15 protein-coding genes are annotated in these 14,584 nt (G+C 62.1%); 8 read left to right on the forward strand and 7 right to left on the reverse strand.

Going from position 1 to position 14,584, the window contains the following annotated elements:
- Nucleotides 1-264 precede the first annotated feature (264 nt).
- Nucleotides 265-1,671: an oxygen-independent coproporphyrinogen III oxidase gene (gene hemN / locus JHD59_RS03295; RefSeq protein WP_199153136.1), complete on the reverse strand. Its 1,407-nt coding sequence runs from the start codon at nt 1,669-1,671 to the stop codon at nt 265-267.
- A 106-nt stretch (nt 1,672-1,777) separates the two neighbouring features.
- Between hemN and fnr the strand changes: the two genes are divergently transcribed.
- Nucleotides 1,778-2,524 (forward strand): fumarate/nitrate reduction transcriptional regulator Fnr, encoded by a 747-nt coding sequence (gene fnr / locus JHD59_RS03300; protein WP_103320862.1) that lies wholly within the window; start codon nt 1,778-1,780, stop codon nt 2,522-2,524.
- A 79-nt stretch (nt 2,525-2,603) separates the two neighbouring features.
- Here fnr and mnmA read toward each other — a convergent pair whose 3' ends face one another.
- From mnmA to JHD59_RS03315, 3 genes are read right to left on the reverse strand one after another with little or no spacing between them, the layout of a single operon-like run.
- Complete coding sequence (gene mnmA, locus JHD59_RS03305; protein WP_199153137.1) at nt 2,604-3,680, reverse strand: tRNA 2-thiouridine(34) synthase MnmA; 1,077 nt, start codon at nt 3,678-3,680, stop codon at nt 2,604-2,606.
- Nucleotides 3,677-4,273 (reverse strand): hypothetical protein, encoded by a 597-nt coding sequence (locus tag JHD59_RS03310; RefSeq protein WP_199153138.1) that lies wholly within the window; start codon nt 4,271-4,273, stop codon nt 3,677-3,679. The genes mnmA and JHD59_RS03310 overlap by 4 nt, the downstream gene beginning before the upstream one ends.
- Before the next feature lie 19 nt (nt 4,274-4,292).
- Entirely contained in the window at nt 4,293-4,760 is a 468-nt protein-coding gene (locus JHD59_RS03315; protein ID WP_199153139.1) for an NUDIX hydrolase, read from the reverse strand.
- A 59-nt stretch (nt 4,761-4,819) separates the two neighbouring features.
- Here JHD59_RS03315 and JHD59_RS03320 point away from each other — a divergent pair, with 59 nt between their 5' ends.
- Entirely contained in the window at nt 4,820-5,020 is a 201-nt protein-coding gene (locus JHD59_RS03320; RefSeq protein ID WP_199153140.1) for a (2Fe-2S)-binding protein, read from the forward strand.
- Between the two features lie 105 nt (nt 5,021-5,125).
- Nucleotides 5,126-5,602 carry a bacterioferritin gene (gene bfr / locus JHD59_RS03325; protein ID WP_043624334.1) on the forward strand — a complete coding sequence of 159 codons (477 nt, stop codon included), beginning with the start codon at nt 5,126-5,128 and terminating at the stop codon, nt 5,600-5,602.
- A 67-nt stretch (nt 5,603-5,669) separates the two neighbouring features.
- On the opposite strand, the gene JHD59_RS03330 is transcribed toward bfr, so the two are convergent.
- Nucleotides 5,670-7,256 (reverse strand): YdgA family protein, encoded by a 1,587-nt coding sequence (locus JHD59_RS03330; RefSeq protein WP_368671516.1) that lies wholly within the window; start codon nt 7,254-7,256, stop codon nt 5,670-5,672.
- 160 nt (nt 7,257-7,416) lie between these two features.
- Between JHD59_RS03330 and JHD59_RS03335 the strand changes: the two genes are divergently transcribed.
- The 5 genes from JHD59_RS03335 to JHD59_RS03355 all read left to right on the forward strand — a co-directional run bounded on the left by JHD59_RS03335 (nt 7,417) and on the right by JHD59_RS03355 (nt 12,693).
- On the forward strand, nt 7,417-8,598 hold the full coding sequence (locus JHD59_RS03335) for a fatty acid desaturase (RefSeq protein ID WP_199153141.1): 1,182 nt from the start codon (nt 7,417-7,419) through the stop codon (nt 8,596-8,598).
- 166 nt (nt 8,599-8,764) lie between these two features.
- Nucleotides 8,765-9,601: a class I SAM-dependent methyltransferase gene (locus tag JHD59_RS03340; RefSeq protein WP_103320855.1), complete on the forward strand. Its 837-nt coding sequence runs from the start codon at nt 8,765-8,767 to the stop codon at nt 9,599-9,601.
- 108 nt (nt 9,602-9,709) lie between these two features.
- A complete protein-coding gene (locus tag JHD59_RS03345; RefSeq protein ID WP_199153142.1) occupies nt 9,710-11,080 on the forward strand; it encodes a cystathionine beta-synthase in 1,371 nt (456 codons plus the stop codon).
- Between the two features lie 70 nt (nt 11,081-11,150).
- The gene (locus JHD59_RS03350) at nt 11,151-12,293 is read left to right on the forward strand and encodes a PLP-dependent aspartate aminotransferase family protein (protein ID WP_199153143.1); all 1,143 of its coding nucleotides are present in this window, start codon (nt 11,151-11,153) and stop codon (nt 12,291-12,293) included.
- A gap of 52 nt (nt 12,294-12,345) precedes the next feature.
- On the forward strand, nt 12,346-12,693 hold the full coding sequence (locus JHD59_RS03355) for a RidA family protein (protein WP_103320852.1): 348 nt from the start codon (nt 12,346-12,348) through the stop codon (nt 12,691-12,693).
- A 99-nt stretch (nt 12,694-12,792) separates the two neighbouring features.
- Here the strand turns inward: JHD59_RS03355 and JHD59_RS03360 are convergent, their stop codons facing one another.
- Nucleotides 12,793-13,713, reverse strand: a complete 921-nt coding sequence (locus tag JHD59_RS03360; RefSeq protein ID WP_199153144.1) for a DUF1853 family protein — start codon at nt 13,711-13,713, stop codon at nt 12,793-12,795.
- Nucleotides 13,703-14,464 carry an RNA methyltransferase gene (locus tag JHD59_RS03365; protein WP_071109336.1) on the reverse strand — a complete coding sequence of 254 codons (762 nt, stop codon included), beginning with the start codon at nt 14,462-14,464 and terminating at the stop codon, nt 13,703-13,705. The genes JHD59_RS03360 and JHD59_RS03365 overlap by 11 nt, the downstream gene beginning before the upstream one ends.
- Between the last annotated feature and the right edge of the window lie 120 nt (nt 14,465-14,584).

Raw genomic sequence — 14,584 nt, forward strand, 5'->3', positions numbered from 1 at the left:
TACTCCTTCCGTATTGCCCGCGCAGGAACGCTGGAGGGCAAAACGTGGCGGAATGAAGTTCCCTATCCTTGAACTGTATAAGTGGAATTGCTTAATGCAAGTCTAAATGATAGTGATTTACAGACGGGCAGCTATCGCGTGGGAGACAGCATTGGATGGTGCAGGCCATGAAAGGACGGCGGCCGGCTGCGCGCGCCTTGCCGCTTGTGTTCCTGCAAGGCGCGCAGGCATGAAATCTCGCGCCGGAGGCGCGAGGGGGATCGATCAGATGGTTTTGGAATAACGGGCGTGAGTCTGCCGTTCGCGCAGATGCCGGTCAAAGATCATCGCGATATTGCGGATCAGGAAACGGCCCTTGGGCTCCACCATCAGGAAGTCGCCGTCGAAGGACAGCAGGCCCTGCTGCTGGAAAACCCGGATCTGCGGCATTTCTTCGGTGAAGTATTGGGCGAAATTGATGCCGTAGATTTCCTCGATGGCCTCCACCGACAGCGAGAAGCGGCACATCAGGCCCTGGATGATGGTGCGGCGCAGCACGTCGTCGTTGTCCAGCGTCAGGCCGCGCACCACCGGCAGCTTTTTCTGATCCAGCGCGGCGTAATAGCCTTCCAGCGTCTTGTCGTTCTGCGTGTAACAGGCGCCGATCTTGCCGATGGATGACACGCCGAAGCCCAGCATGTCGCAGTCGGCGTGGGTGGAATAGCCCTGGAAGTTGCGTTGTAGCCGGCCCTGGCGCAAGGCGACGGCCAGCTCGTCGTCCGGCTTGGCGAAATGATCCATGCCGATGAACACATAGCCGGCATTGGTCAGCATCTTCACCGCGTCCTGCAGGATGTCCAGCTTGACGCCGGCAGGCGGCAGGTCGGCCTCATGGATGCGGCGCTGCGGCATGAATACCGTCGGCAGGTGGGCGTAGTTGTACAAGGCCAACCGATCCGGATCGAGCGCCAGCGCGGTTTCCAGCGTGCGCAGCATCGATTCGCGCGTCTGCAGCGGCAGGCCGTAGATCAGGTCCAGGCTGACCGACTGGATGCCGGCCGCGCGCCCGGCCTCGATCACGGCGCGGGTTTCCTCTTCGCTCTGAACGCGGTTGACCGCCTTCTGCACGGCCGGCTCGAAGTCCTGCACGCCGACGCTGATGCGATTGAAGCCATATTCCGCCAGTTTTTGCATCGTTTCGCGCGAAACCTTGCGCGGATCGATCTCTATGGAATATTCTCCATCTGGCATGAATTCAAAATGGGTGGAGAGCATGCCCATCAATCGTTCAAGCTGGGCATCGGACAGGAAGGTGGGGGTGCCGCCGCCAAAGTGCAGCTGGATGACTTTTTCGCGGCAACCGAGCTGCTCGGCCACCAGGCGGATTTCCTTCTCCAGATAGTCCAGATAGATGTCGGCCTTGCTCTTGTCCTTGGTGATGATCTTGTTGCAAGCGCAGTAGAAACAGACCGTGTTGCAAAACGGTATGTGCACGTAAAGCGATAAGGGCTTGCGGTTGGCGCCGATGCGGCGCTGCTTCAAGCGAAGCAGATAGTCGCTTTCGGAAAAATTGGATGTAAAGCGATCCGCGGTCGGGTACGATGTGTACCGCGGCCCTGAGCCATCCAGTCGTTCGATCAGCTCGCGATCAAACTCAAAATGAGCGGGAGAATAGGGATGGGTGGTTTTCATGTCGTTTTCTGATGGAAAAACTTCTGGTGTACTGGTAAATTTGCGGAAAACCCGTGAACTCAGTATTGATAAGGGTCAACCTTTACCGGCTTGCAGCCCATACAGCATGTCAGAACACAATCACATACCCCTGCATAGTTTAAAAGTCTCTTGCTCCAGCTGTAGTTTGCGCGAGCTGTGTCTCCCGGTTGGCCTCAATCGCGAGGAGATGAGCCAGCTCGATACGGTGATTCGGCAGAGCCGCCGTCTGAAGCGAGGCGAGTACCTGTTCCATAGCGGCGAGTCTTTCAAGTCGCTGTTCGCCGTGCGCACCGGCTTCTTCAAAACCTGCGTCGCCAGCCAGGACGGCCGCGAACAAGTCACCGGTTTCCAGATGTCCGGCGAGCTGATGGGTCTGGACGGCATTTCCACCGGCAACCACAGCTGCGACGCCATCGCGCTGGAGGACAGCGAGGTGTGCGAGCTGCCGTTCAACCGCATGGAGACGCTGAGCCGCGACATCCCCAGCCTGCAGCACCATTTCTACCGGCTGATGAGCCGCGAAATCGTGCGCGACCAGAACGTCATGCTGCTGCTTGGCAATATGAAGGCCGAGGAGCGCATTGCCGCCTTCTTGCTGAACCTGTCGCAGCGCCTGTCCACCCGCGGCTTCGCCGCCAACGACTTCATCCTGCGCATGAGCCGCGAGGAGATCGGCAGCTTCCTCGGCCTGAAGCTGGAGACCGTCAGCCGCACGCTGTCCAAGTTCCAGCAGCAGGGCTGGATCGCCGTCGATCACAAGCATATCCAGCTGGTGAAAGTGGACGATCTGAAGAACCTGATCTCCGGCTGTTCCCACGCCAACGGCCACTGATTCCGGCTTGAAGGAAAAGCGAAAGGCAGGTCATTGACCTGCCTTTTTCATGTCCGCTGATGATGGCCGACGCCAGGGCTTACTGGATGATGCCGCCGCCCAGGCAGATGTCGCCGTGGTACAGCACAGCCGATTGGCCTGGGGTGACAGCCCATTGCTTCTCCTGGAAGCGCAGGCTGGCCTGGCCGTCGACAATGGAAGACAGCGAGCAGGCGGCATCGGCCATGCGATAGCGGTTCTTGGCGCTGTAGTCGCCTGGCGCCGGCGCGTCCGGCAGCGTCCAGCTCAGGTCGGCCATGGACAGCGTCGGCTTCAGCAGCAGCGGGTGGTCGTGGCCTTGCACCACAATCAGCTTGTTGCCCGGGATATCCTTGCCGGCGACGAACCACGGCTCGCCGTTGCCGTCCTTGCTGCCGCCGATCGTCAGGCCCTTGCGCTGGCCCAGCGTGTAGTACATCAGGCCGATGTGCTCGCCCACGACTTTGCCGTCCGGCGTCACCATCTGGCCGGGCGAAGTGGGCAGGTAGCGCTGCAGGAACTCGCGGAACGGCCGCTCGCCGATGAAGCAGATGCCGGTGGAGTCTTTCTTGGCGGCGGTGGGCAGGCCGGCTTGTTCCGCCAGCTGGCGCACTTCGGTCTTCTTGATGTCGCCCAGCGGGAAGATGGCCTTCGCCAACTGATGCTGCTGCAAGCGGTACAGGAAGTAGCTCTGGTCCTTGGTGTGGTCCACCGCCTTCATCAGGTAATGGACGCCGTCCTGTTCCATCTTGCGCGCGTAGTGGCCGGTGGCGATGCAGTCGGCGCCGAGTTCCATCGCGTAGTCGAGGAAGGCCTTGAACTTGATCTCGGCATTGCACAGCACGTCCGGATTCGGCGTGCGGCCGGCCGAGTATTCCTTCAGGAAGTACGAGAACACGCGGTCCTTGTATTCCTTGGCGAAATTGACGATTTCCATGTCGATGCCGACGATGTCGGCCACGCTCATCGCGTCCAGCGCGTCCTGCTTGATGGAGCAGTATTCGTCGTCGTTGTCGTCTTCCCAGTTTTGCATGAACACGCCGATCACTTCATGGCCCTGCTGCTTCAGCAGCCAGGCCGTTACCGACGAATCCACGCCGCCGGACATGCCGACGACGATGCGTTTCTTACCCGTCACGGGGTGCTTCCTTCCTTGCTGTTGCTTGCCTGTTTGACAGGCTCGGGTACGGCCGGCGGCTCGTAACCCGTCATCCAAACTGAAAGGGGAACCACCACGGGCGGTTCCCCGAAATCCTTGAACCAAGTGTCCACCGCCCAGTCCTGATTGGCGGCGGTATCGTGCAGCACGCCGGTGTAGTGCAAGTCCAGAATATGCGGCGCGCGCCATTCAGGTGGCGCCGCATGGTGGAATTTCAACCAGCCCTGGCTATCCAGGTAGCGCAGAAAGGTGGTGACATTGCTGCTGTGGTCCACGCAATCCATCCGGCCTTCGGCCGGGCCGTCATGGAAATTGCCGCCTTTGTCCTGCCAGATCGGCATATCGCGCGCGGCGATGAAGTACAAGGCCTGAACCGCGTCTGCTACCGCCTCGCGCTCGTTTTGCGCCGTATCGGCCTGGAATAGCCGCGCCGCCAGCCAATCACGCTCCTCTGCGGATAGTTCGAAGGAGGCGTGCCTGGAACATCGGTAATGATAACAGATGTTTAGCGCATCGGCGAAGGCCTGGGGCAGGGCGCAAAAGAGCAATAAGGCCAGCAGGGCTTTGATCATAGGCGGTATCCGGTGGGGCTCAGCGCAGGTCGCGTATCAGTTCCAGCGGATACAGTATGCCATTAAGATAGTCGTCGATGCATTGCATCACCACCGGGCTGCGCAGCCGCTGGGACTGGGCGGCGATCTCCTCGCGCGTCAGCCAGTGCACGGCGACGATGCCCTCATCCAGTGCGACGGCGCTTTCGGGCGCGGCGGCGTCGCCGGCGAAGGCGAAGCGCAGATAGGTGATGTCGCTGCCGGCGCGGTCCGCCAGGTAAATGCCGACCAAGCCGCGCGGGGTGAAATGCCAGCCGCTTTCCTCGCGCGTTTCGCGAATGACGGCCTGCGGCAGGGTTTCGCCGCGTTCCAGATGGCCGGCAGGCTGATTGAGCCGCAACCCGTCCGGCGTTTCCTCCTCAATCATCAGAAAACGGCCATCGCGCTCAATGATGGCGGCGACTGTGGCATTTGGCTTCCATACTCTATCGACGTTATTGACAATCATTCTTGTTTGTCTCTATGATGATGATAATTATTCTTGATTGTAAGCCAGAGGGGGCTTCCATGTACGTCTGCCTGTGCAACGCAGTGACCGACAGCCAGATCCGCCAAGCGGTGTATGGCGGCGCCACGCGCATGTGCGACCTGCGCCGCGAGCTCGGCATCGCTTCCGATTGCGGCAAGTGCGCCTGCATGGCCAATCAGATCCGCAAGGACGCCCAGATCGAACTGTCGTCCTGCTCGGTGGCCCGCAACGCCGCCTGACTTCTTCCCGCCGCCGGCATTTCTCGCCGGCCATGCCGCTATCGCGCCTTGAGATGAAGCCTTGCTGTGCCATAATGCCTGGATGATTTCCCAGGAGGATAGGACATGCAAGGCGACAAGAAGGTCATCAAATACCTGAACCAGATTCTCAAGAACGAACTCACCGCCATCAATCAATATTTTCTGCACGCCCGCATGTACAAGAACTGGGGCCTGAAGAAACTCAACGAGCACGAATACGAAGAATCCATCGACGAGATGAAGCACGCCGACAAGCTGATCGAGCGCGTGCTGTTTCTGGAAGGGCTGCCGAATCTGCAGGATCTGGGCAAGCTGCACATCGGCGAAAACCCGAAGGAAATGCTGGAGTGCGACCTGAAGCTGGAGATGGACGCGCTGCCGCTGCTGCGCGAAGCCATCGCCTACTGCGAGACTTCCCAGGATTACGTCAGCCGTGATCTGCTGGAGGACATCCTGGAGAGCGAGGAAGAGCATGTGGACTGGCTGGAGACCCAGCTCGGCCTGATCGAGAAGGTGGGCTTGCAGAACTACCTGCAAAGCCAGATGGAAGACGCGTCCTGACCGATTGCGCGTAGAGATGAAAAAAAGGGGCTGTCGAGAGACAGCCCCTTTTGCATGGATGGCGCCGTTAGTTTTTGACCTTGGTCTCGGCCGCCGGCGCCGAAGCGTCGGCAGGCTCATCCTGCCAGGGCAGCGGCACTTTCTTCTGATGGATGGTCAGGCCCTGCGCGTTGTAGTTCAGATCGGTGGAGATCTGCCCCTTGTCCTCAACCAGATAGCCGTCGTTCTTCCATTGCGACAATTGGCTGTCCAGCAGGCTGCGCGCCAGGTCTTCCACTTCCTTCATATTCGGCTGCTCTTCCGCCGTGTGGTCCACCGTGAACAGATTGCGGGCCTGGGTCAGCACCAGGTCTTCCAGGGTCTGGCGCGGCAGGCTCAGCTTGGCTTCCGCCTCGATGCGCTTGGCCAGCAGCGTGATGTCGTTCAGGTCCGCGGGGGTCAGCCCGTTGATGCCCAGGCTGCCTTGCAGCTTGGCTTCGCCGGTCGGCATCTTCAGGTAGAACTCGTTGATCAGCAGCTTGGGATTGTTTTCCAAGAGCGGCACCGCGTTCTTCTTGATGGTGTCGACGTATTGCTTGCGCAGCACCGCCGGGTCCACGCCTTCAAACGGAATCGCGCTGATCGCCTTGTCCAGCTTGACCAGCGTCGGGCCGTGCAGGTGGTTGGCCGACACGTCGAGGCGCATCGGGCCATAGCGATGGTCGCTGATGTTCAGCTCGGCAAAGTTGACCTTGCCGCGCGTATTGACGAAGTCGTCCTGCTCGCTGGTGACGATTTGGTAGCTGAAATTTTTCAACACCACCGACGACGGCTTGAATTCGCCGGACGGGTTGACGAACTCGCCGACGCGGACGCGCGTCATCAGGTAGATCAGCTCGTTGAGCTTGATGCTGTAGGGCACGCTCTCGTGCGAGGTCAGCTGCACATTGCCTATGGTCAGCTCGCTGGTGCCCAGCTTGACGCCGGTGCCGCCCAAGCGCATGTCGGAGGCGTAATGCACGCCGTCGAACGACACGCCGCCCTTGCTGGACGCTTCCAGCAGGAAGCCCGGCGACAGCGCCTCGGTCTTGTAGTCTTGGTAGTTATGCGAATAGTCGACCTTGAGGTCGAAGCCCTTCCACTTCATCTTAACGCCGGACAGCGCTTCTTCGTAGTCGAAGGCCGGCACGCTGACGTCAAGCAGGCCGCCGCCGCCAAAGCCGATGCGGTTGACGATGGTGATCGGCTCCTTGTCGCCGAAGAAGGTCTTCAGCGTCTTGCGGGTGGCGTCGCTCATCGCGAACTCGGTGCGCACCAGCGCGCGCCCCGGACGGAAGTCGAACGAACCCAAGCCTGGCAGCGGACCATGCTGGATATGGTTGGTGAACTTGATCGTGGCGTTCAGCAACGGCTTCATATTATCCGGCAGCATGTTTTCGTAAGGGCCGGACAGATGGCGGTTGAACACCAGTTCGGTGGTCTCGCTGGACGAGAACCAGCCGCGTTCGTAACTGTGCGATTTGACCTTGAACAGCGGCACACCGGCAAGCATCCGGTATTGCTCCTGCAAGGTGTCTTCGGCCTTGACGCCGGCCCAATAGCTGGAACCCGCGTACAGGACAAACAGGCCGCCGATGGCGGCGCCGGCAATGATCAGCTGACGTTTTGGCAACACTAGTATTTTTCTGAACTAGGGTGAAATGAGGCTCTATGGTACACCAACAGCGGTTTGGATGGTGTGTTCGGCGGCGAGGGCGGGAAAAACGCTCTGACAGCGGCGCCGGCTGTGCTATAGAATAGAGCTTTACATCTAAGTAATTGGATTGATTCAAGACATGAACTGGCTCAACGGTCTGATGGACCTTCCGTGGTGGGGCTATATCGTTGCCGCCCTGATCCTGACCCACATCACGATTGCCTCCGTCACCATTTTCCTGCATCGCCACCAGGCGCACCGCGCATTGGATCTGCATCCCATCGCCAGCCATTTTTTCCGTTTCTGGCTGTGGCTGACCACCGGCATGGTCACCAAGCAATGGGCCGCCATCCATCGCAAGCATCATGCCCGCTGCGAAACGCAGGAAGACCCGCATAGCCCGCAAGTGCTGGGCATCAAGAAAGTGCTGTGGGAAGGCGCCGAGCTGTACCGCGCCGCCTGCAAGGATCAGTCCATCATGGACAAGTTCGGCCACGGCACGCCGGACGACTGGCTGGAGCGCAACGTCTACAGCCGCCACAACGCCAAGGGCATCGTGCTGATGTTGATCATCGACCTGATCCTGTTCGGGCCGCTGGGGTTGACCATCTGGGCGGTGCAGATGGTGTGGATCCCGTTCTGGGCCGCCGGCGTCATCAATGGCCTGGGCCACTTCTGGGGCTATCGCAATTTCGAGAATGAAGACGCGTCCACCAACCTGGTGCCCTGGGGCATTTTGGTGGGCGGCGAAGAGCTGCATAACAACCACCACACCTTCGGCACCTCGGCCAAGCTGTCGTACAAGTGGTACGAGTTCGACATCGGCTGGATGTACATCCGCATCCTGGCGAGCCTGAAGCTGGCCACGGTGCGCAAGGTGGCGCCGCAACTGGCGCAGGATCCGTCGCGGCCGCAGCTGGATCTGGAGCATTTGCAGGCCATCATCGCCAACCGCTACGCCATCGCCTCCCGCTACGCGCGCGAGCTGAAGGCGGAATACCGCGCGGAGCTGGCCAAGCTGAGCCTGCCGGAGCTGCCGCAGGTCAACTTGAAGCGCAAGATGAAGGTATGGCTGAAGCAGGACGCGAAGGACATGCCGGAAGCCGAGCGCGCGCAACTGGCCAAGGTTCTGGAGCAAAGCCAGGTGTTGGCCACCATCTACACGATGCGACAGGAGCTGACGCGTCTGTGGGAGCGCTCCAGCATGAGCCGCGAGCAACTGCTGCAGGAGTTGCAGGACTGGTGCAGCCGCGCTGAGGCCTCCGGCATCGCCGCGCTGCAGCGCTTCTCGCAGAACCTGAGGCAGACCGCGCTGGCCTGATCCAGACGGTCGCCATGATCAAACCCGCATCGAGCCGATGCGGGTTTTTTCTTGCCTGCGCGCGGTTAGAGTTTTTCTCTATATTCAAATTTCTAATAAAATTTGTTTTCCAAATAGCTGTGAGAAATATAATGTGGGCCTGTTGCTTATCCGAGCGAGGTCATCGATGAGTGCATTGCAACTGGCGGAAGCGCCGCAGGATCAGCCGTACATCCATGGCTTTTCCGCCACTGAACAGGCGCGGCTGGTGCGCCAGGCCCGATTTTTCGAGGCCATGGTGTACCGCGACGTCGACTTTTCCGGCGGCGGCCGGCTGCTGGAGGTCGGTTGCGGCGTCGGCGCGCAAACTGAAATCCTGTTGCGCCGCTTTCCGGACCTGAACATAACCGGCATCGACTTCAGCCAACGCCAGCTGGCGGTGGCGCGGCAAAGGCTGCAGGGCAGCCCGTTCCAGGAGCGAGCCACGCTGCTGCACATGGACGCGGAGGACATGGATTTCGCGCCGGCCAGCTTCGACGGCGCCTTTCTGTGCTGGATTCTGGAACACGTGCATGCGCCGGAGCGGGTGCTGGCCGAAGCGCGGCGCGTGCTCAAGCCCGGCGCCCGCTTGTACGCGACCGAAGCGATGAACGCCACTTTCTTCATGGCGCCGTACTCGGCGCGGCTGCAGCAATACTGGCTGGCCTTCAATGACCATCAGCTGGCAGTCGGCGGCGATCCCTTCGTCGGCGCCAAGCTGGGCAATATGCTGCTGCGGCTGGGCTTCCGCGACGTGGAAACGCGGGTCAAGACCTGGCATCTGGACAGCCGCGAGCCGCACCGCCGCCAGTTGGTGCTGGACTATTGGACCGAGCTGCTGCTGTCGGCGGCGGATCAACTGATCGAATCTGGCCGAGTGGACGCGCAGCTGGTCGAGGAAATGACGCGCGAGCTGCGTCAACTGCGCAGCGATCCGGAGCTGGTGTTTTTCTACAGCTTCATGCAAGCCAGCGCGGTGGTGTAAAGCCTTGCTATACCTGGGTAGCAAGATGGCGAAGAAGTAGAAAATTTTTTGCTTTTTATATAACTAAAAATTACTAAAAGTAATTTTAAAATAGCCTGGAGTGTTGAGATGAAAGATATGTCGGTTTTGTCGCTGATCGGCAATACCCCGCTGGTGAAGGTAAGCCATCTGGACACCGGCCCCTGCGAGTTGTACCTGAAGCTGGAAAGCCAGAATCCGGGCGGCTCGATCAAGGACCGCATCGCGCTGACGATGATAGAGGCGGCCGAGCGCGACGGCCTGCTGCAGCCTGGCGGCGCCATCATCGAAGCCACCGCCGGCAACACCGGCTTGGGCCTGGCCCTGGTGGCGGCGCAGAAGGGTTATCCCTTGACGCTGGTGGTGCCGGACAAGATGAGCCGCGAGAAGATTCTGCACCTGCAGGCGTTGGGCGCCCGAGTGGTGCTGACCCGCTCCGACGTGGGCAAGGGCCATCCGGAGTATTACCAGGACCTGGCGGCGCGCATCGCAAGCGAAACCCCCGGCGCCTACTATATCGACCAATTCAACAATCCAGCCAACCCGCTGGCGCATGAGACCACTACCGGCCCGGAGATCTGGCGCCAGATGGACGGCAAGGTGGACGCGGTGGTGGTGGGCGTGGGCTCCAGCGGCACGCTGACCGGCCTGAGCCGCTTCTTCCGCGCCCGCTCTCCCGATACCGCCTTCGTGCTGGCCGATCCGGTGGGTTCGGTGCTGGCGGACTATGTCGAAACCGGCAGCTACGGCCAGGCCGGCAGCTGGTTGATCGAGGGCATAGGCGAAGACTTCATCCCGCCGCAGACCGACCTCTCCCAGGTGCGGCGCGCCTTCCGCATCAGCGATCAGGAAAGCTTCGATACCGCGCAGCAGCTGCTGCGCGCCGAGGGCATCCTGGCCGGCTCCTCGTCCGGCGCCTTGCTGGCGGCGGCCTTGCGCTATTGCCGCGAGCAGACGGTCCCCAAGCGGGTGGTGACGCTGGTGTGCGACAGCGGCAACAAGTACCTGTCCAAGATGTATAACCGCGACTGGCTGGTGGATCAGGGCATGCTGCGCCTGCCGCAGCTGGGCGGCCTGACCGATCTGATCGTCCGCCGCCATCAGGATGGCAGCACCGTATCATGCCATCCAGACGAGCCGCTGAACGTGGCTTACCAGCGCATGCGCCTGCACGATGTGTCGCAGATGCCGGTGCTGGAGGACGACCGCGTGGTCGGCGTGCTGGATGAGTGGGATTTGCTGCTGTCGGTGAACGGCGAGCCGGACAACTTCCGCCAGACCGTGCGCAGCGCGATGAGCGACCATGTGCAGACGCTGTCGCCGCATGCCTCGCTGCAGGATTTGCTGCAGGTGTTCAACGACGGCCATATCGCCTTGATCGTGGACAACGGCCGCTATCTGGGCCTGATCACCCAGGCCGATCTGCTGTCCTTCTGGCGGCGTCAGCCGCGCGCGGCCTGAGCGCCCCCCATGACACGGCCCGCCGACTGGGCCGGAACTATTGCCGTAAATAGCATCGAGAGGATCAACCATGACGGATTTCCACACCCTGGCCGTGACCGCCGGCGCCCATGAAGACGCATTCGGCGCGGTGATGCCGCCGATCTACGCCACGTCCACCTACCGCCAGAGCGCGCCGGGCGAGCATACCGGCTATGAATACTCGCGTTCGCAGAACCCGACGCGCGAGGCGCTGGAGCGCGCCGTGGCCGAGCTGGAAGGCGGCCTGCGCGGCTACGCTTTCGGCTCCGGCCTGGCCGCCATCTCCACCGTGCTGGAGCTGCTGCCGGCCGGCAGCCACCTGATCGCGGTCAACGATCTGTATGGCGGCACCTACCGCCTGTTCGAGAAAGTGCGCAAGCTCAGCGCCAATCTGGAGGTGACTTACGTCGCGTCCGCCGACAGCGCCGCGCTGCAGGCCGCCATCCGCCCGAATACCAAGATGATCTGGGTGGAAACGCCGTCCAATCCGCTGAACCAGCTGGTCGATTTGCAGGCAGTGGCCGCCATCGCCCGCAGTCACGGCCTGATCGGTGTGGTCGACAATACCTTCGCTTCGCCGGTCAACCAGCGGCCGCTGGATTTCGGCTTCGACATCGTGGTCCATTCCGCCACCAAATACCTGAACGGCCATTCCGACGTGGTGGCCGGCGTGGCGGTGGTCAGCCGCGACAAACCCGAGCTGGCCGAACAACTGGCCTTCCTGCACAACGCCGTCGGCGCCATTCTGGACGCCTTCCCCAGCTTCCTGGTGCTGCGCGGGCTGCGCACGCTGGCCTTGCGCGTGGAGCAGCACAACCGCAATGCGCTGGCCATCGCGCGCTGGCTGGAGGCGCAGCCGTGGGTGGAGCAGGTGCTGTACCCGGGGCTGGAGAGTCATCCGCAGCATGAGCTGGCGCGCGGGCAGATGCAGGGCTACGGCGGCATCGTGTCGTTCTATTTGAAGGGCGATGTGAAAGCCTTCCTGTCGCGGCTGAAACTGTTCACGCTGGCGGAGAGCCTGGGCGGGGTGGAAAGCCTGGTCTGCCTGCCGGCGGCGATGACGCACGCGTCGATTCCGGCCGAGCGCCGCGCAGCGCTGGGCATCCACGACAACCTGATCCGGCTGTCGGTGGGCGTGGAGGGCGAGGCGGCGCTGATCGCGGACCTGGCACAGGCCCAGCGGGACAGCTGAGCGCTTTGCCGCTAGAATCGACGGCGATAACCCACCGCATATGGAGAACGATATGAGCATCTACCGTCACAAGCAGGGCGCCCGCCTGGCCGAGGCCGTGGTCAGCAATGGCCTGATCTTCCTGGCTGGCCAAGTGCCGGAAAACACCGAGGCCGACGCCCGCGCCCAGACCGAGAACGTGCTGGCTCAGATCGACGCCCTGCTGGCGGAACTGGACTCCGACAAGACCAAGATCGTCGATGTCACCATTTTCCTGGCCAGCCTGGCCGATTACGAAGCGATGAACGCCGCCTGGGATGCCTGGGTGCCGGCCGGCCACGTGCCCGCCCGCGCCACGGTGGAGGCCAAGCTGGCCAATCCGGCCTGGAAGGTTGAGATCAAGCTGGTCGCCGCGCGCTGATCGCACCTGACTTGGACAAAGCCCGCCGCCGCAAGGCCGTGGGCTTTTTTGCGCGTGGGGGATGCAGATACGGGCATTGCGTGGAAAAACGGCGGCCTGTCATGGCGCGGACAAGGCGGCGATGCGTGCTTGCAATTCGGCCAGGCGGTCTGGATCGGGCCATGCGGCAGGCGTGACGAAGCCGCGCGCCACTTCGCGCCAGCTGCCATCCGCGGCCGCTTGCAGTTCCGCCACCAATTGCGGCGTAGGATGGGGCTGCAGCCGCGCGCGCAGGTCGCTTTCGTCGTGCGTGTCCGCCGCGTCCACTTTGGCCGGCGCCAGCCATGACAAGCGCGGCAGCCAGGCCCAGCGCGAGTCGGCATGGCGTCTCGGCCAAGGTAGCGCCAAGGGCGCGTGCCAGCCGCGCAACTGATCCGCGGCCAGCGGCGCCGATGGCCGCGGGTCCGCCGGGTAGAAGAACCAGCCAGTCAGGCGCGCGCCGACGCGGCAGCCGGCAAAGCCGTCCGGCAAGCGGGCGGCGGCGGCCGGGTGGCGGCTCAGTTCCAGTTGCGTTGCGAGCTTGTTCGATTTCAAACGCCAGGCGTCGAGCAGGCCGGGGCCGATCAGCCCATCCGGGCCCGCGCCCAGCTGCAGGTAGAACTTGCTGGTGGTTTCCAGATGCCAAGGCTCGCCATCCAGCCAAAGCAGGAAGTCGAACTCGCCCAGCGTGCGCCGTTCATTGTTGTGGACCGTCAGGTTTTCCGCGGCAAGGCGGATGTGCGGCGCGTGGCGGAACCAGAAGGAAAACAGTCTTTCGGCATAGTGGCCTAGCCGTTTGCTGGGGCGGGCCGCCAGCCAGGCCAGCAGCGGCGCCGGGTTTAGGTCCAGCGCGCGCAGCAGCGCCGCGCCGTCTGGTCCCAGCAAGCAGGATGGCGGCAGGTCGGCGCCGCAGCGCCACGGAGAAGGGGAGGTCAGCAGGAAGGCCAGGTCGCGCACCGCCGGGTGCGCGTAAGGCAGATCGAAGGCAGGCTCAGTCGCCATGGCCGGAGGCTTTGCCGGCGACGCGCTGCACTTGTTTGTAGAAGCCGCGCAGGATGTCGATTTCCTCGCGCAGCAGGCCGGCGCGATGGAACATGGTGCGCATCCGGCGCATCAGCCGTTCGCCGTTGCGGCGTTCGAAGTAGCCGATTTCGCCCATTGCCTGCTCCAGATGTCCGCACATGCCGTCCACCTCGCCCTGGGTGGCGGTTTCGCCGTCGGCGCGCAGGTATTCCACGTCCACGCCGGTGTGGCTGAACAGCTCGTAAGTCATCACCTGCACCGCCATCGCCAGGTTCAGCGAGAAATAGTCGGGGTTGCCGGGGATGGTGACCAGCCGGTTGCATTGCTCCACTTCCTCGATCGACAGGCCGAAGGTTTCGTTGCCGAACACCAGTGCCACCTGTTCGCCGTCGCGGGCGCGGGCGATCAGCTCCGGCGTGGTCTGGCGCGGCGTGGACAACGGGGTGGTCAGTTCGCGGCGGCGGCTGGTCAGCGCGCAGGCCACGGTGACGTCGGCCAGCGCTTCGGCCAGCGACGATACCACGGTGGCGCGCTCCAGCAGGTCGACCGCGCCGGAGGCCAGGGTGTTGGCCTCGTCGCTGGGAAATACCTTCGGCTCCACCAGGTAGAGCCGGCTCAAACCCATGGTTTTCATCGCGCGGGCGGCCGATCCGATATTGCCCGGATGGTTGGGCCTGGCCAGCACCACGCGGATGTTTTTCAGAAAATCAGGTACTTGGGGTTTATTCATTGGCGTTTTCACATTAAAATAGCGGGCAAATACCAAAAGCCCGCGCCCACGCGTCGGGTTTTTTTGTTCCTTAACCCAGATTGTTACCGGCGGGTGTCGCGTCATAGACGGGCATCCGCC

This window comes from Chromobacterium sp. ASV23 (assembly GCF_016428945.1).
Classification (GTDB): domain Bacteria; phylum Pseudomonadota; class Gammaproteobacteria; order Burkholderiales; family Chromobacteriaceae; genus Chromobacterium; species Chromobacterium sinusclupearum.